Source organism: Sorangium sp. So ce128 (assembly GCF_051525245.1).
GTDB lineage: Bacteria > Myxococcota_A > Polyangia > Polyangiales > Polyangiaceae > Sorangium > Sorangium cellulosum_B.
The window spans coordinates 7,392,988-7,409,698 of sequence record NZ_CP150313.1; the positions used below are offsets into that span (position 1 = coordinate 7,392,988).

Annotated in this window: 11 protein-coding genes; 3 read left to right on the forward strand and 8 right to left on the reverse strand. The window is 70.6% G+C overall.

Translation table 11 applies throughout. From position 1 onward, the window contains the following. Nucleotides 1-229 precede the first annotated feature (229 nt). Complete coding sequence (locus WME82_RS28020; RefSeq protein WP_438037786.1) at nucleotides 230-1,387, reverse strand: WD40 repeat domain-containing protein; 1,158 nt, start codon at nucleotides 1,385-1,387, stop codon at nucleotides 230-232. A 103-nt stretch (nucleotides 1,388-1,490) separates the two neighbouring features. Here WME82_RS28020 and WME82_RS28025 point away from each other — a divergent pair, with 103 nt between their 5' ends. Then, nucleotides 1,491-3,041, forward strand: a complete 1,551-nt coding sequence (locus WME82_RS28025; RefSeq protein WP_438037787.1) for an ATP-binding protein — start codon at nucleotides 1,491-1,493, stop codon at nucleotides 3,039-3,041. 34 nt (nucleotides 3,042-3,075) lie between these two features. Here the strand turns inward: WME82_RS28025 and valS are convergent, their stop codons facing one another. From valS to WME82_RS28050, 5 genes are all read right to left on the reverse strand, one after another. Then, complete coding sequence (gene valS, locus WME82_RS28030) at nucleotides 3,076-5,778, reverse strand: valine--tRNA ligase (protein WP_438037788.1); 2,703 nt, start codon at nucleotides 5,776-5,778, stop codon at nucleotides 3,076-3,078. Nucleotides 5,779-5,980: 202 nt separating this feature from the next. Then, nucleotides 5,981-6,715: a ferredoxin--NADP reductase gene (locus tag WME82_RS28035; RefSeq protein WP_438037789.1), complete on the reverse strand. Its 735-nt coding sequence runs from the start codon at nucleotides 6,713-6,715 to the stop codon at nucleotides 5,981-5,983. A 213-nt stretch (nucleotides 6,716-6,928) separates the two neighbouring features. Then, nucleotides 6,929-7,138, reverse strand: coding sequence for a hypothetical protein (locus tag WME82_RS28040; RefSeq protein ID WP_437850096.1), 210 nt, complete (start codon nucleotides 7,136-7,138; stop codon nucleotides 6,929-6,931). A 786-nt stretch (nucleotides 7,139-7,924) separates the two neighbouring features. After that, a complete protein-coding gene (locus tag WME82_RS28045; RefSeq protein ID WP_438037790.1) occupies nucleotides 7,925-8,647 on the reverse strand; it encodes a hypothetical protein in 723 nt (240 codons plus the stop codon). 134 nt (nucleotides 8,648-8,781) lie between these two features. Next, nucleotides 8,782-10,107: a flavohemoglobin expression-modulating QEGLA motif protein gene (locus WME82_RS28050; RefSeq protein WP_438037791.1), complete on the reverse strand. Its 1,326-nt coding sequence runs from the start codon at nucleotides 10,105-10,107 to the stop codon at nucleotides 8,782-8,784. A gap of 358 nt (nucleotides 10,108-10,465) precedes the next feature. On the opposite strand from WME82_RS28050, the gene WME82_RS28055 reads away from it, so the two are divergent. Both WME82_RS28055 and WME82_RS28060 read left to right on the forward strand, forming a co-directional pair. Further along, a complete protein-coding gene (locus WME82_RS28055; protein ID WP_438037792.1) occupies nucleotides 10,466-11,935 on the forward strand; it encodes a serine/threonine protein kinase in 1,470 nt (489 codons plus the stop codon). A 535-nt stretch (nucleotides 11,936-12,470) separates the two neighbouring features. Next, nucleotides 12,471-13,511: a serine/threonine-protein kinase gene (locus tag WME82_RS28060; protein ID WP_438037793.1), complete on the forward strand. Its 1,041-nt coding sequence runs from the start codon at nucleotides 12,471-12,473 to the stop codon at nucleotides 13,509-13,511. 135 nt (nucleotides 13,512-13,646) lie between these two features. Here WME82_RS28060 and WME82_RS28065 read toward each other — a convergent pair whose 3' ends face one another. Together WME82_RS28065 and WME82_RS28070 are read right to left on the reverse strand one after the other, a co-directional pair. Next, the gene (locus tag WME82_RS28065; RefSeq protein ID WP_438037794.1) at nucleotides 13,647-14,630 is read right to left on the reverse strand and encodes a serine/threonine-protein kinase; all 984 of its coding nucleotides are present in this window, start codon (nucleotides 14,628-14,630) and stop codon (nucleotides 13,647-13,649) included. A 553-nt stretch (nucleotides 14,631-15,183) separates the two neighbouring features. Continuing rightward, nucleotides 15,184-16,530 carry a hypothetical protein gene (locus WME82_RS28070; RefSeq protein ID WP_438037795.1) on the reverse strand — a complete coding sequence of 449 codons (1,347 nt, stop codon included), beginning with the start codon at nucleotides 16,528-16,530 and terminating at the stop codon, nucleotides 15,184-15,186. Nucleotides 16,531-16,711: the final 181 nt, after the last annotated feature.

Here is a 16,711-nt window from a genome sequence, read left to right on the forward strand (position 1 = left end):
AGCGGCAAGCGCGTCAGATCCCCCGCGCCATCGGCCGACAGGACGGACATGCCATCAGGGCTCGGGCGGACCGCCCAGGGAAAATTTCGCAGCTCGCCAATCCCCCGAGGGGAAGCGCTGGAGACGCCGGACATCGCGACGATTGCGTTGTCGAGACCTCCCGAGGCCCAGCCGCCATCGGGCAGCGCGGCCAGCGCGGTCACCTCGCCCGCGTGTGCGGTCCACCGGTTCAAGAGCGACCATGTGGCCGTCGACCACGCGCTGACGTTGCCGGCGCCGTCCCGACGAGCACCGTTTGCCCCGCCGCCACGCTGCGCATCCGCCGCTGCGGGCTCCCCAGCTGCCGCACGGCGAGCTGGCGATCCGCGCCCGTGCAGTCCGCGACCCGGGCCAGCGCGACCGAGCCATCGTCGCCGGCCACCGCGAACCAGGTCCCGGTCGGGTCGAACGCAGCGGCGAAGAGGCTTCCCGACCGTTTCAGCTCGCACCAGAGCGACCTGTCGGCGAGCCGGAAGAGGCGAGCGTTGCCCGCATCGTCTCCGGCGAGGAGCAGATCGCGCCGCGGGCTCACGGCGAGCGCGTACACCCAGCGTTCCTGCGCGCCGAGGCGCTCGAGTGCGCCGCCGGGCTGAAACAGCATCACCTCGCCTTCACCGCCGAGCGCAAGGAGGCCGCCCGGCAACGCCGCCGCGCTCGCGGCGTCGTACCGGGCTGTCACGGCCTGTCGCCCCTTCCACACCACGACACCGGTGTTCCCGCCCGCGAAGGCGCGCCCGTCGTCGAGGTAGCCCGTGGCCCACACGGCGCCGCTCTCACCACGGCGTGTCAGCGCGTCCTGTTCGAGGGTGGCTGCGCCCGAGCCCGGCTCCCAGGCCTTCACCCCTCCGGAGAGCGTACCGACGAGGATCTCGCCTCCATCCGGTCGCACGCTGAGCGAATTGACGGCATCGGTCGGGCTCAGGGCTCCGATCCGCCGCCGCTCGCCGCTCTTGCGATCCCAGACGAAGACCTCGCCGCCCCAGCCGCCGCTCACCACCCCGCGCCCGTCCGGCAGGAACGCACAGCCACGAACCCATCCTCCGTGCCCCTCCAGCCGCTGGACGACCTGGCCGGTCGCCACATCCCAGACGAGCAGCACCCGATCCTCGCCCCCGGACACGATCTGCCGACCGTCCGGCGAGAACGCCAGGCAGTTCACCTTCGCCAGATGCCCCTCCGGCTTCGCCAGCAGCGCTCCCGGTGGCGGCCAGGCCTCCGGAGGGGCGGCCGGCGTGAGCTGCGTCGGCTGCGGCTGCGCCGGCGACGCGCCGCTACAGCCGCCGATCGCCGCCGCCAGGGCGATTGCGCCCAGCCCCGCCGCGCCGCTCCCGAATCGCCCGTTCGACATTGCCACGCATGCTATCTCATCGAGGTTCGACGCCGCCGGGCGAACGCGACCGGCGTCGCCGCGCTGGCCACCCGGAGCCGCCGCCCTTAGGCTCACCGCCGCGATGCACCGCTGGTTCAACACGGCAGGCCCCTGCAATCCGGCCGATCACTACATGCTCCCGCCAGAGGAGCGCCTGCCCGGGGTGCGCGACCTCGTCGATCGCAAGGCTTACTTCGTCCTGCATGCGCCACGGCAGATCGGCAAGACGACCTCGCTGCGTACGCTCGCCCGGGATCTCACGGCCGAAGGGCGCTATGTGGCGGTCCTCGTCTCGGCGGAGATCGGCGCTCCCTTCCCCGACGACCCTGGCGCAGCCGAGCTCGCGATGCTCGCCGAATGGCGCGGCACCGCCGGCTCGCAGCTCCCGGCCGATCTGCGGCCGCCACCGTTCCCCGATGCCCCCCCCGGCCAGCGCGTCGGAGCGGCCCTGCGCGCCTGGGCCAAGGCTGCGCCGCGTCCGCTCGTCGTCTTCCTCGACGAGGCCGACGCCCTGCGCGACGCGACGCTCGTCTCCCTGCTGCGCCAGATCCGCAGCGGCTATCCCGATCGCCCGAGTGACTTCCCGCACGCGCTCGCGCTCGTCGGCCTGCGCGATGTGCGCGACTACAAGGTCACGTCCGGCGGCAGCGACAGGCTCGGGACGTCGAGCCCCTTCAACATCAAGGTCGAGTCCCTCACCCTGCGCAACTTCACGCACGACGAGGTCGCGGCGCTCTACGCCCAGCACACGGCCGAAACCGGCCAGGTCTTCCGTCCGGACGCCGTGGACCGGGCCTTCGAGCTCACCCAGGGTCAGCCATGGCTCGTGAACGCGCTCGCCCGCCAGCTCGTCGATGTCCTGGTCAAGGATCGCGCGCTGCCCATCACGGCCGCGGACGTCGATCGCGCCAGGGAGATCCTCATCGAGCGGCAGGACACGCACCTCGACAGCCTGGTGGACCGGCTGCGCCAGCCGCGCATCCGCGCCGTGATCGAGCCCATGCTCGCCGGCACCACCCTCGGCGATGTGCCCGAAGACGACCGGCGCTTCGCGGTCGACCTGGGCCTCGTGCGCCGAACGGCGGAAGGCGGTCTCGTCATCGCCAACCCCATCTACCGCGAGATCATCGTCCGTGAGCTCGCGAGCGGGGTGCGCGACTCGCTGCCGCGCATCCCGGCGACCTGGCTCACTCAGGACGGCCGCCTCGACGCCGATCGCCTGCTCGACGCCTTTCTCTCCTTCTGGCGCCAGCACGGTGAGCCGCTGCTCAGGGCGGCGCCCTACCACGAGATCGCCCCGCACCTCGTGGTCATGGCCTTCCTCCACCGCGTCGTGAACGGCGGCGGCACCATCGATCGCGAGTACGCCATCGGCCGGGGCAGGATGGATCTCTGCGTCCGTTATGCGGGCGAAACGCTCGCGATCGAGCTCAAGGTCTGGCGCGACGGCCGCCCGGATCCCCTTGCCGAGGGGCTTGCCCAGCTGGACGAGTACCTCGCCGGGCTGGGGCTCCAGCGCGGATGGCTGATCCTCTTCGACCAGCGCTCGGGACAGCCTCCCATCGCCGAGCGCACGCGCCGCGAGCACGCGTTGACCCCTGCCGGTCGCGAGGTCGTCGTGATCCGCGCCTGAGCGCGCTCGTCGTTCAGGAGCCTCGATCCGGGGGCTACTCCGTGGCCGCCGCAGCCTCCCCCGTCCCGGCCGCCGCCGCAGCCGTCACCTCCAGCTCGCAGCGCACCACCTGGACCTCGCCGTCCGCCAGCTCCGCCCGCTCCACCAGCTCGTGCGCCCCCGCCCGCACCGCCGCGAGCACGTCCCCCAGCGCCGGCTTCAGCCGCGCCAGCGTCGCCGCGTTCGCCCCCAGCGCCAGATCCGTCACCACGCGCCCCACGCTCGCGCCGAGCTCGCTCTTCCGCTTGTTGACCGCCGCCATCGCCGCAGCCGCCAGCTCCAGGAGCCCCGCGTCCGCCGGCGCCGCGACCTCCGCGAAATCCCCCGCCGCCGGCCACTTCGCCCGGTGGATCGACCGCTGCCCCGTCTCCTCCGCGTACACCCAGGCCCAGACCTCGTCGGTGATGTACGGGAGCACCGGCGCGAACAGCCGCAGCAGCACCGAGAGCCCGAGCCGCAGCGCAGCCACCGCCGAGCCCCGCGCCGCATCACCAGCGCCGCCCTCGCCGCGCGCCCGCGCCTTGGCCAGCTCCAGGTAAGCGTCGGTGAACCAGCGCCAGAAGAAATCCTCCGTCCGCTCGAGCGCCGCCGCGAACTCCTGCGCCTCGAACGAGCGCGTCGCGTCCGCCACCACCGCCGACAGCTTGTGCAAGAACGCCCGATCCAGCTCCTCGGAGACCGGATGGACCTCCGCGGACTGGCTGAGCACGTACTTGCCCGCATTCCAGATCTTCGTGACGAGGCGCTTGCCGATCTTCAGCACCTTCTCGTCAAAGGCCGTGTCCGTGCCGAGCCGCGCGCTCGCCGACCAGTAGCGGACCGCGTCCGACGAGTAGTTGTCGAGCAGGTGCATCGGCGTCACGACATTGCCCTTGCTCTTCGACATCTTCTTGCGATCGGGGTCGAGGATCCACCCCGAGATCGCGATGTGACGCCACGGCACCGACGCCTCGTGCAGCATCGCCTTCGCGATCGTGTAGAACGCCCACGTCCGGATGATGTCGTGCGCCTGCGGGCGCAGATCGGCCGGGAACAGCCGCGCGTGGCGCCCCTCGTCGAGCCCCCAGTGCGAGCTGATCTGCGGCGTGAGCGAGCTCGTGAACCACGTGTCGAACACGTCGGACTCCGCCGTGAAGCCGCCCGGCTTGTCCCGCTGAGACGCGTCGTACCCGGGCGGCACGTCGACCGTCGGATCGACCGGGAGCACCTCGCGCGTCGCGAGCAGCGGCCTACCGTGATCCGGGTTGCCCTCGGCGTCGAGCGGATACCAGACCGGGAACTGCACGCCGAAATACCGCTGGCGGCTGATGCACCAGTCGCCCTGGAGCCCCTCGGTCCAGTTGCGGTACCTGAGGCGCATGAAATCCGGGTGCCACTCGATCTTGTCGCCGAACTCGAGGAGCTTTTCCTTCTTGTCGGCGAGCCGGACGAACCACTGCCGCGTGGGCACGAACTCGAGCGGCTGATCGCCCTTCTCGAAGAACTTCACCGCCCGCTCGATCGGCTTCGGCTCGCCCCGCAGCGCCGGGCCTGCGCCGGGCGCCGCCGCGTGCTCCTCGCGGCGGAGGAGCTCGACGACGGCCGCGCGCGCCTGCTTCACCCCCTTGCCCTGGAGCGGCCCATAAGCCGCGTTCGCGGCGGCCGGATCGCGGCTCTCAAAGGCGCCCTCCCCGAACGTCACCGGGAGGATTCGGCCGTTCTTGCCGAGCATCTGCCGGAGAGGGAGCTTCTGCTCCCGCCACCAGATCACGTCCGTCGCGTCGCCGAAGGTGCAGACCATCAGGATGCCCGTGCCCTTCTCGCGATCCACGAGCGTGCTCGGGAAGATGGGCACCGGCGCGCGGAAGATCGGCGTGAGCGCCGTCTTGCCGAAGAGGTGCTGATACCGCGGATCCTCGGGGTGCGCCGTCACGCCGACGCAGGCCGCCAAGAGCTCCGGGCGCGTCGTGGCGATCACGAGCTGCTCGCCCGTGCCCTCCACGGCGAACGCGATGTCGTGGAACGCGCCGGACTGCGGGCGATCCTCGACCTCCGCCTGCGCGACCGCGGTCTGGAAATCGACGTCCCACATCGTGGGCGCGAAGACCGAGTAGAGGTGGCCCTTCTCGTGCAGATCCAGGAACGACAGCTGCGCCGTCCTGCGGCAGTGATCATCGATGGTGGCATACTCGTACTGCCAGTCGACCGAGAGGCCCACCCGGCGGAAGAGCGCCTTGAAGACCTGCTCGTCCTCGCGCGTGACCTTGTGGCAGAGCTCGATGAAGTTCGGCCGCGACACGATGCGCGGCTGCTCCTTCTTGAGCGCCTCCGGCGCCGCCTGCGGCAGCGAGAGGCCGCGCTCGTAGGGCGTGCGCACGTCCGTGCGGACGTGGAAATAGTTCTGCACGCGCCGCTCGGTGGGCAGGCCGTTGTCGTCCCAGCCCATGGGGTAGAAGATGTTGAAGCCGAGCATCCGGCGCTGCCGGACGATGACGTCCGTGTGCGTGTAGCTGAAGACGTGGCCGATGTGCAGCGAGCCCGAGGCGGTCGGCGGAGGCGTGTCGACCACGAAGGTCTCCTCGCGGGGGCGCGAGGGGTCATAACGGTACGTCCCGTCGGCCTCCCACGCGTCGGCCAGGCGCTGCTCGGCGACGGGCGAGTCGAAATGCTTCGGGAGCGTCGCTGGATCGATGGTGCGGAACGTCTTCTTGGTCGTCACGTGATCACCTGCAGAACTGACCCCGCAGGTACCGCCCGCGGGGGCGCGCATCCTACGTCGTACCCAGGGTAACGCTCAAGGCGCGCCGCGTCACCGGAGGGCGATCCACGCTCGCGTCCGCCCGAGATCGGCGGCTCCTTCCTTGGAGAGGCCGGGGCTCCGCCGCGGCGCTCGACGTGGACGCGCTCGCCGGGGCGGCGGCTCAGTCGTAGCGCTCGACGTGGACGTGCTTGCGGGGGACGCCGAGCTCGCCGCGGGCGAGCTCGCGCACGAGCGAGACCATCCGATCGAGGCCGCAGATGAAGACATGCGGGGCCGGATCCCCGCTCGCCCCGGCCAGCTCCCGGTAGAGCTCGGGCACGTGCGCCTGCACGTAGCCGCGGCGGCCCGACCAGGACGGGCCGCCGCGCGAGAGCGTGATCTCGTAGCGGATCCGGTCCGAGCCGCGCGCGAGCGCCTCGAGCTCGTCGCGGTAGATGATGTCCTCCTCGAAACGCGCGCCGAACAGGAACCACAGGTGCGCGGCCACCCCGGCGCGCAGCGACGCGTGCAGCATGCTCCGGAGCGGCGTGACGCCGGTGCCCGTGGCGACGAACAGCGAGGGCGCAGGGCTCTCGGGATCGCGCGTGAAGAGCCCGTGCGGGCCGACGGCGCGGAGCGTCGCGCCGGGCTCCAGCCGGTGCAGGTACTCCGAGCCGGCCCCGCCCTCCACGCGGGTGACCGCCAGATCGAAGCGAGGCGAGCCGTCGGGGGCAGAGGCGATCGAGTAGGCGCGCTTCACCTCACCGCCCGGGAGCGGGAGGACGAGGTTGACCCATTGCCCGGCCTCGAACAGGAACGCCCTGCCGTCAGCGCGCTCGAACGAGAGCTCTCGCACGAAGGGGCTGAGAGGCCGGACGGCGACGAGGCGGGCTTCGAACGGTTCGGCTTGGATCATGATCGGGCCTCTGCAGGGCCACAGGCTGCTGGGCCGCGCGGGTGGCGAGGTCTTACCGCAGCCCTCGCCCTGGCCCAATCACGATCGGAGCCGTCAGCGCGCTGCCGGACGGCGTGGAGTCGCGGAAGTCTAGGCCTTCCGGCTCCACGCCGCCGGAGCGCCCGGCCGGACCGCCGCCGTTCGCGGCGCTCCGGCGCCGGAGCGGCGGCGGATCTACCGCTGCACGCCCATGCGGCGGCGCTGCGGGATGTTCAGCGCCGGCCGGGAGCGGTCCTGGTTCGGGAGCTTGCTCGGCGGGCGGGGCTCCCTGTGCGCGGGCTTCGGCGCCGGGGCATGCCCCGCCTGCGGCGGGCGCTGCTCGGGCGTCTTGGCCGAACCGAGCTGCAGCGCGCGCTCGGGGAGATGCGCGGGTCGCTCCGTCATAGAATCCTCCATTCGATCACTCATCACCACGGCAGAAAGAGCACCAAGGCTGAACGAACCCTTCGAAGAACCAGCTCTCATACACCCTCCATTCATCGTACGACCCCGGATTGAAGGCACACCGATGCCGCGACGGACGCTGGCTCCGGACGCCGCCCAAAGGCCTCTCGACTGGCGCTCTCGCGCGATGGAACGCACCTCCACGCATCGCCGGGGCAGGGCGGTCCGCATCACCACACGCCCCCTGGCAAGGCGCCTCAGCGCCTCGCCGTCAGGAGAGATGGCGAGTCGGCCCGCCGCGCCACGAACCATCCGGCTCGGTGCTTCGCGCGAGCGGCCAGCGAGCGAGGGGCTGCGACCGCGAGGTCAACGACCTCCAGCGCATCCGACTCGTTCGCAGTTGGACCACGCTCCGTCCCCACGAGCACACGACCCACGCCCGCGCGGGGATTCCGCGGGCGGCCGTCGTGGCTGCTCACGCGCGGCAGCAAAGGGGCGCCGTGCCTACCTGGGCAACAGGCGCTCACCCCTCGGGGCCGCGTGACGGAGCGGTGGTATCAGCAGGGAGTGTTCATGATTGACGCGGGCGACGCGTCGACAACAACGCTAGCACCGGAGCCAGAGATCGCCCAGCACTTTCTGCGTCTGTGGAGGAGAGCTGTGCGCGTGGAGATCTCGCGCTGTGCTCGCGGAGCGTTCGTGTCCTCCTTTTGCTTCCGCTTCCGCTTCTTCTCCGCCTCACGAGCCACAGGAGCGCGCGGGCGCGCCTGGGCGCCGAGCCACAGCTCAGAACGCGATGCGCAGCCCCAGGCCAAGGGGGACCGCTCCAGGCGACGCGACGACGGCGCCCGGACCGACGAGGAGGCGCGCAGCGGCCAGCCCGCGCATATCGAGCCCTTTCCGCAGCACCCGCTTCTTACCGATCACGTAGAGCGGCAGGCCGGCGCCAACGGCAGCCACGCCCCCGGCCGCCGTCGCCACGGCCACCGTGTACCCGTCGCGGTGCTTCGTGACGGCCTCGTCGTGGTTCGCGGTGATCAGCACGGCGCCGGTGACGAGGGCGGCTGCTCCGAGGCTCGCGAGGACGATCCCCGAGACCATCATGACAGTGCTGTTCCGCTCGGTCGTCCGCTCCATGAAGTTGCGGAGCTCTCTCTTCGTCGCCTCGATCTCCAGCTCGATCTGGCGCCCTCGGGCGTCTCGCATGTCCTCGGAGTCAACAAAATCGTGGATGGCGTCCGCCTCGTACTTGAGCGCCTCGATCCTCGCCTCGTACGCAGCGACCGTCGCCTCCCACATGGCCTGCGGCGGGAGCTCCTCCACGGCCGGCGCGGCCACGGCCGGCGCGGCTGGCGGCGCGGAGGGCGCGAGCTGCGCGGGCGGCGTGCGCTCCGCGCCCTCTGCCGGCGTCTGCGCGGCCGCGCTCGACGCGAGCACCGCGCCGGCAAGGGCGAGCGCCCACGCGACGAGGCGGCGGCGCACCGCGGCCGCGGAAGAAGTGGAGGACACGCGCGCCGGGGGCGCGGGGGGATGCGCGAAACGGGAATGGACTCGTCCCATCAGCGAGCGGCATACCTCAACCGTGGCGCAGGGACATCTGCCGCGTCCCGCTCGCCCGGCCTGCGCCCGCGATCGCGGCGCCCTCACCCCTCCCGGGGCCGGCCGCGGCGCTTGCTCCCCTCCCCATCCCCGACCGGCCGCGCCTCGGCGGCCACGCGGAGCAGCTCCTGGAAGTGCCGCTCCACCGGGCCGAGGTCGATGCCATCCATGAACGAGGTGAACGCGAAATAGGGCAGCAGCGTCTGCCAGGCGCGAAGCCAGCCCGGCAGGTAGCGCGGCCGCTCCAGCACGCCGGCCGCGCGCAGCTCCGCCAGCACCGCGATGTCGTCGAGCGCGATCCGGCCGCAGACGAGCAGCTCCACCTCGTCGCGCAGGCCGCCGCGCAGGACCGCGGCCAGGAAGGCATAGACCTCGAGCAGGCCGGCCAGGTAACAGGCGTCCTTCGTGAAGGGCGCGCCGCCCTCGACGAGCCCGCCGCGGCAGACGCGCTGGGCGTCGAAATAGGCGTCGCGGCGCCCGGCGCCGCGCTCGCGCAGGTACCTGTAGAGATCGAGGAAGCTCGCGCCCTGCTCGGCCATGTCCACGAGCCGCACCCGCTCGGCGAGCCGGGTGAGGCGGCCGATGGAGAGCGAGCGGCTGTACAGCTCGGCGAAGATGGCGAGCCCCTCCTGCGTGCGCGTGGTGCGGGGGCCGCCCGACCGCAGGAACGCGCACCGCGGCTGCGCCGCGCCGTTGTGCGCGGTGAGCGCGTGCGTCTCCACCTCGTGGTGCCACAGCCCCTCGGCCTCCCAGGACGCGAACGTGGCCTCCGGGCGGATGCGGACGCGGCTCATGCCCGCCACCACCTTGGCCGTGATCCTCGGGTCGAGCACGATCTCGATGTCGAGCGGCGGCGTCCGCGCTGCGACGCGGGCGGCGAGCAGCTCCCGGAGCGCGGCGGCGTCGAGCGGCTCCTCGTCGGGATCGCTGGCCTCGTCCCAGCCGTGGACGCGCAGGCGCGCGGTGAGGTGCTCGGCGAGGTCGATGTTGCGGACCTCGCCGCCGAAGAACCGCGAGCGCGCGCCGCCGTAGAGCGCCCGCGACCGCTCGGAGAACTCGCGGGTCCCCGCGGCCTCGAGCAGCTCCGCGGCCTGGATCTGCGCGCGGACGTTGTCCCGCAGCCAGTCGAGCGCGGGCGCGTCGCCGTCGATCGATCCGAGCAGCTCGCGCAGCTCGGCGATGCGCCGCGCGAGCCCGTCGCGATCCACGCGGCGCTCGACCTCGGGGAGGCGATCCTCGCCGGCGGCGAAGAAGCGCTCCTCGACCTCGCGAGGCCAGGCGATGTCCTCGAGCAGCCGGAGCGCCTTGCCCTCGGAGAGGCGGGCGCCGACCCGATCGAGCTGCTCCAGCACGGCGCGGTCGATGCTCATGGCGCGATGCTCGCCCGGACCGCCGGGCGTGGGAAGCGGCCGGCGCGGGCGCTTGCGGCTCCGGCGCGGATCCGGGGCTGGAGCGCGACCGCGCCTGGCTCCGCGTGCCAGCGATCCCTGGCGAGACGATTTCGCGGGGGCGAACCGCCGCGATCCCGCCCGCGGGCTCTGCTGAGATCGCCCGTGCGCAGCGGTTGCGTGCCGAAGCGCCCCGGAGGCCTCCGGCAACGTGTTGTCGGCAACCAGCGGGCCTGTGCCGGGGAGGCAAGCGCGAGGGCGTGCGCCGGCGCTCCCCGTGGCCACGCCGAGCATGTTGTTCAGCTCCTCGCATCCGGGATACATTGGAGCCTGAACCTCGATGAATGATGATCCCCAGCTAGCACACTGTACAGCACGAATCGGGACGGTCCTCCGGGGCAAATGGCGCATCGATTCGCTTATCGGCGTCGGCGGGATGGCTGCGGTTTACGAGGCGACACACAGGATCGGCCGGCGCTGCGCGATCAAGATCCTCCATCCGGAAATCGCGGTCTCGAAGGAGCTTCGAGCCAGGTTCGAGCAAGAGGCGCTCGCGGTAAACCAGCTCGGTCACCCCGCAGCCGTCAATGTCCTCGACATCGATACGAGCGAAGATGGCTCGCCGTTCCTGGTGATGGAGTTGCTCGACGGTGAATCGCTCGGCAAGCGCGCCCGCGGCTCCGGCGGCATCGAGGAGCGCGAGCTGCTCCGCATCGTCTCAACCGTGCTCGAAGTGCTCGATGTCGCGCACGGGCTCGGCATCGTCCATCGAGACATCAAGCCTGACAATCTATTTTTGACCTCTTCAGGCGGCGTCAAGGTCCTCGACTTCGGGATCGCTCGGATGAAACAGGGCGGCTCCAATGTTCATACACGCACCGGCGCGGTGCTCGGGACTACACCTTACATGTCGCCCGAACAGATCACTGGTGGCCAGATCGACGGACGGGCCGACGTCTTCGCCGTTGGCGCGACGATGTTTCGAATCCTGACAAAACGCCATGTGCACGAGGGCTCCACGGAAAGCGAGCTCCTCATCAAGATGGCGACGCAGCCTGCGCCGGCGCTGCACACCGTTGCCCTCTCTGTCAGCCCAGAGGTCTGCGCCATCGTCGATCGCGCGCTCGCTTTCGATCCATCGCGCCGCTATCCGACGGCCCGCGCCATGCGCGAAGACATCGAGCGAGTCTTGGGCGCCAATGCTACCCCTCACGCGCCAGCCCCAGTGTCGATCCGAGCCGACGTGTCGTCTCCAATCAGCGTCGATGGCCCGACGATGGCTGCTCCCGCTCCCGGCCACGCGATGCAGGCACCGATGGTCGTACCCGTGCCGCCTCAATCTGCTGCAACCAGCCCACGAGCGAGCTCGAATCCGCCATTCTTGATCATTGCAGTGATTGGCTCGTTTGCTGTCGCCGTTTGCCTCGCCGCTGTCTTCTTCGTTGTTCGTTCGCAAGACTCCGCCGAAGACACTCGTGAGAGCGCGGACGATGAGACATCGCAAGAGGACAAGGCGAGCGGCAGCTCTCGCACGATGGCCACGTCTTCCACCACCAGCACGCCATCTACGCCATCCACGCCATCCTCGAGCGCTGCCCCCCCATCGACGCGCCCGCCCGCCCCCAATGGCAAGTATCGCCTCCTCATCAAAGACGGCAAATATCCATTTTGCGTCACGTCGAAGCTGAAACATGCCTATCCAGTTCGCACGAATGACGAAGGCGTCAAAGTGTGCAGCGGCACCCCCGATGGGCCCATTCCGATTGAAGGCCTCAAAGCCTACCACCCCTCTGAGCTTCAATGGCAATAGCTTTGTGAGGTGCGGCGGCCCTGTCTTGTACCGTGCCGGCGTGCCGAAGAGCACGCCGCCGCCCAGCTCTTCGATCGCTGGCCCCCGATGTCTTCATCACGCCTTCGGGACGGGGCTGGAGGTTCCGGCGATGCGGGCGGCGACCAGCGAGCCACGGCTCGATGCACTGTGGACATCCTTGTAGGCTGATGTCGGCGCGCGGAACCAGATCCACGAACATCGCGAAACTGCACAGCTTTTCCGTACGGCGGGTGGATTGAGCAGGATGTCCACTCGGACAGCGGTGCGCTTCCTCCGCTCTCAGCGCCTTTGTGCGTGTACAGTCCTCGGCATGCCGGGGACAATCCCACCCAAGGGGCGCTCGAGCACCGACGACGTCACGGTGCCGATGCTCGGGAAACAACGCGACGCGTCCGTCGTTGAGCTCACAAGCTCGGCGCTGGTGGAAGAAATCGAGACTGCGGCGCGGCCGTGGTCGGACGACGCACCCACGTTGGTGCGCTCAGACAACAGAGCGCCAGGGCTGATCGGGAGCTTGATCTCGGAGCGGTACCGCGTCCACGAGCTCATCGGGGAGGGCGGCATGGGAGCCGTGTACCGCGGCGAGCAGGTGCACCTCCGCAAGCAGGTCGCGATCAAAGTCCTCCAGCCGGGCGCCCGGAACCTCCCCCAGATCGTGGCGCGGTTCGAGCGCGAGGCGATCGCGGGGGCGCATATCCAGCATCCGAACGTGGTCTCGGCAAACGACTTCGGTCAGCTCGCGGATCGGTCGCATTTTCTCGTCCTCGAGTATGTCGAGGGCACCCCGCTCCAGGACGTGATCGCCTCGGCGCCGCTCCCCGCGCGACGCGCGCTCCACATCGCGAGGCAGATCGCGTCTGCTCTGGAGGCGGTGCACGCGAAGGGGATCGTGCACCGCGATGTGAAGCCGCAGAACATCCTTCTCGGCGCCCGTGATCAGGTGAAGCTCATCGATTTCGGCCTCGCCAAGGTGAACGTGGAGCTCCTGTCCACCGAAAGCCGCGAGGCCGCGCTCAAAGGCCAGGACCTCACCGCTGCCGACCAGGTCCTCGGCACGCTCAGTTATCTCGCGCCGGAGGCCGTGCGCGGCATGGATGCCGTCGATGCTCGCGCAGATCTTTATGCGCTTGGAATCATTTTGTACGAAATGCTGTCCGGGAGAAGCCCGTTCGACGCGAGCGACGGCCAATCTTCCTTCCGGCAGCGGCTCCTCGAGGATGCGCCCCCGCTCCGCCAGCGTGCGCCGGGATTGGGTATCCGCCCCGAAGTGGAGGCGCTCGTGATGCGGCTCGTCCAGCGAGACCCAATCCAGCGATATCCGACGGCTACGAACGTGATCGCGGCCATCGACGGGGCCACTGCGGCGATGGAGAACGCGCCGAGGCAGATCGAGCCGACCGTTGCGATGCACCCCGGTGCTCCGGGGCGCCAGACGAGCGCGACATCGCTCGCGTCCAGGTGGACCTCGCCGGCGATGCGACCGTGGCTCATTGCGTCCATCGTCGTATCGCTCTTGCTCAGCGTCGCGCTCTTGATCGCCATCCTGCTCAGCTGACAGAGGCTCAAAAAGGCCACATCGAGGGAGCAGGCTCGTCGCTCGACGGCAGCTCCATGAGCCCCCTCGGTCCGGTCTCCCCGCCGCTGACGCGCGCCACGGCCGCGCAGGGCGCCCTCCACGAGGTGGGCTCCCTCAGCGACGAGGAAGCGGGGCCCCCGCCGGGATCCGCCCTTCCTCGACGGCCACGACGTATGGCGGCAGGCGGCCCGCCCGCACCGCGCGGACGTCGGCGCGCATCGTCGCCGCGTCGGGGTAACGCTCGACCTTGTGGAACGCGAGGGCGCGATCCACGACGTCGCACACCTCCGAGGGCACGTCCGGCGCGCACTGCGCGAGCGACGGCGCCCGCGCCGTCGCCGCGGCGATGAGCAGGCGCGCCTCGGCCACGTGGCCGTGGATCGCGCGGCCGGAGAGCAGCCGAAACATCGTGGCGCCCAGGCCGAAAACGTCGGTCCGGCCGTCGATCTCGCGGACCATCCCCCTCGCCTGCTCTGGCGCCATGTACTCGCACGTGCCGAGCGCCACGCCCGTCTTCGTGGCCGTCTTCTCCGGCAGCTCCCCCATCCCGAAGGGAAGCGGATCGAGCACGCGGGCGATCCCGAAATCGAGCACCTTCACCCGCCCATCGCTCCCGATATGCAGGTTCTCGGGCTTGATGTCCCGGTGAACGACGCCGTGCGCGTGCGCCACGACCAGCACATCGAGGACCCGCTCGGCGAGCGCCAGCACCTCGCCCACCGCGAGCGTCCCCACCCGGGCCATGTGGTCGAAGACCGTCTCGCCCTCGAGCACCTCCATCGCTAGGTAAGCGGCGCCGTCGTCCGCGATGCCCGACTCCAGCACGAGCGGCAGCCCCTCGCAGAGCGGGCCGACAGCCGCCAGGGCGCTGCCGATCGGGCCCTCGCGCAGGAAGCGCTTCCGGAGCTCCTCGATCTGGCTCAGCGACGGGTGCAGGACCTTCAGCGCCGCGACCTGGCCGTCAGCGCGCCGGCCAAGGAAGACGCTCGCCATCCCGCCGCCACCGAGCACGCGCTCCACCGTCCAGGTCCCGATCTGGGTGCCGATGCGCCGTACCGCGAGCTCCTCGTCATCCATCGAGCGGGCGGATGGTACCATCCCGTTCACCAGGAGCGATCGCGAAAGGCCACCAGCTCCAGCGAGTTCACTCGACTGTGTGACATTGTCTACACCACGCTGAGCTCGTCCAGACGCCGTCACGCACGACCCCGCAGCGCACCGTGTCCGGCATCGACGGCTCCGCGGGCGGCGATGCTGGGGCAGCGGGAAGCGGCGCTCGCTTCCACCCGAGAGGCCGTCACGCGCTACCGCACGCTGGCCGAGCAGCAGCCCGATGCGTTCCTGCCCGACCTCGCTTGGTTTCTAGTACCAACGTTGCAGAAGCACCGGGCGTGAGGATCGCACCAGGCGGCCACCCAGTACACTTCCCCAGCTTTCCGCAAAAATCGCGGCCTACGTCGAGCGCTTCGCCGCTACGTGCGACTGCAGTACTACAGCGGTTTCCGCCCACCTCTGCACCATGCAGAGCAGAGCGGGGGTCACCCGCACAGGAGACGGGCCCAGATCGGCGTTTTCGGCGCGCAAGCGCACTCCGGTGCGCTGAGCACCGAAAACGCCGAGGTGGGCCCGTATCCGAAGCGGGTGACCGTCTCTAGAGCGAGCAGGCCCCGTCGATGCACGACATCCCCGAGCAGCACTCGCCGGAGTCCGCGCAACGCCCGCCGATCGACTTGCAAGGCGAAGACAGGCAGGCCGCGATCTCACCACCGCTGCACAGCCCCGAGCAGCACTCGGCGTTGCTGAAACACCCGACCCCGACCTCCACGCACTGCGGAGCGCCGCCGGCTCCGCCGCCCGTGCCGTCACCGGCTCCGCCATCACCGCCAGCTCCATCGCTGCCGCCACCGCCATCGCCGCCGCCCCTGCTCGGGTTGCACCTGAGCTCGCCACCGCTGCTCGGATCGGGCGCGCAGACGCCGCCGCAGCAGTCGTCGGGCGTCCGGCACGCCTCGCCCTCGGAGCGGCACGCGCAGTCCGCGCACTTGCCGGACGAGCACATGCCGCTGCAGCAGTCCGCGTCCGCGTCGCACTCCTCGCTGTGGACCTTGCAGGCGAACCCGTTCTCGCACCGGCCCGCGTCGACGTTGCAGCGCCGCGAGCAGCAGTCGTCGTCGGAGTCACAGGCGGCCTCCGCGAGCGCGCAGCACGGGTCCTGGCAGCGGAGCACGCCGAACGAGCCCGCAAAGCAGAGCAGCTTGCCCTGCGGCACGCCGGGGCAGCACTCCCCGAACGACTCGTCGCATATCTCACCGGCCGGACGGCAGTTCGGCGGCTGCCCGCACTTCTTCACGCCGTTCGGCTCCGTCTGGCAGTTCTCGGTGCAGCACTGCGCGTCGTCCGCGCAGAGCTCGCCTATCGGCTTGCAGCCGCCGATGGACTGGCAGAACGCGGCCCCGGGCGCGATCTCGATGCACGCGTTCGAACAGCACTGCGATGGGCCGTTGCACGCCTCGCCGACGGGGTCGCACGCCCCCTGCGGCACGCACACGAGCACGCCGTTCCCCCCGTCCTCGCACAGGTTACTGCAGCAGTCGGCGTTGCTGGAGCACACCTCTCCCTCCACATGGCAGCCGCCGAGCGGCTGACCACACCACCTCTCGCCAGCCACAGGCGCGTCCTCGCAGACGCCGCTGCAACACTCGCTGCCGCCCATCGAGCAATCCTCGCCCGGTTGAAGGCAGCCGCCGCCCTGCGCGCAGGTGCCGCCGTCGCACAGGTTCGAGCAGCAGTCGGCGTTGTCCGTACACTCTTCGTCGATCTGACCGCACCCCGCGGCCGGATCGCACTGGCCGCCGCTGCAGTTGAGCGAACAGCAGTCGATGGCAGCGTCACACGCGGCGCCGGCAGGCGCGCACGCGACGCCGCCTCCCGGACCGCTATCGCTGCCCGCGGTCCCGTCGAGACCGCCCGTACCGTCGCTGCCTCCTGCGCCCGGCAAGCCCGCGCCCCCGCCCCCCGTGCCTGGCCCCGCTCCAGCGTTCGACCCGCTGCTCCCCGTTCCCGCGTCGCCGCCGCATCCGGCGTGTAAAGCGAGGCCGAGCACACCTGCGAGTACTGACGGCGCGAGCCAATTTGCAAGACGCATCACACTCCCCTTTCGTGCTGAGAGCAGCGATCAA

Bases quoted from the DNA above. Each gene is read 5' to 3' on its own strand.
- WME82_RS28020 (WP_438037786.1), bottom strand. From the start codon at position 1,387: ATGTCGAACGGGCGATTCGGGAGCGGCGCGGCGGGGCTGGGCGCAATC.
- WME82_RS28025 (WP_438037787.1), top strand. From the start codon at position 1,491: ATGCACCGCTGGTTCAACACGGCAGGCCCCTGCAATCCGGCCGATCAC.
- WME82_RS28065 (WP_438037794.1), bottom strand. From the start codon at position 14,630: ATGGTACCATCCGCCCGCTCGATGGATGACGAGGAGCTCGCGGTACGG.
- WME82_RS28050 (WP_438037791.1), bottom strand. From the start codon at position 10,107: ATGAGCATCGACCGCGCCGTGCTGGAGCAGCTCGATCGGGTCGGCGCC.
- WME82_RS28035 (WP_438037789.1), bottom strand. From the start codon at position 6,715: ATGATCCAAGCCGAACCGTTCGAAGCCCGCCTCGTCGCCGTCCGGCCT.
- WME82_RS28055 (WP_438037792.1), top strand. From the start codon at position 10,466: ATGAATGATGATCCCCAGCTAGCACACTGTACAGCACGAATCGGGACG.
- WME82_RS28040 (WP_437850096.1), bottom strand. From the start codon at position 7,138: ATGACGGAGCGACCCGCGCATCTCCCCGAGCGCGCGCTGCAGCTCGGT.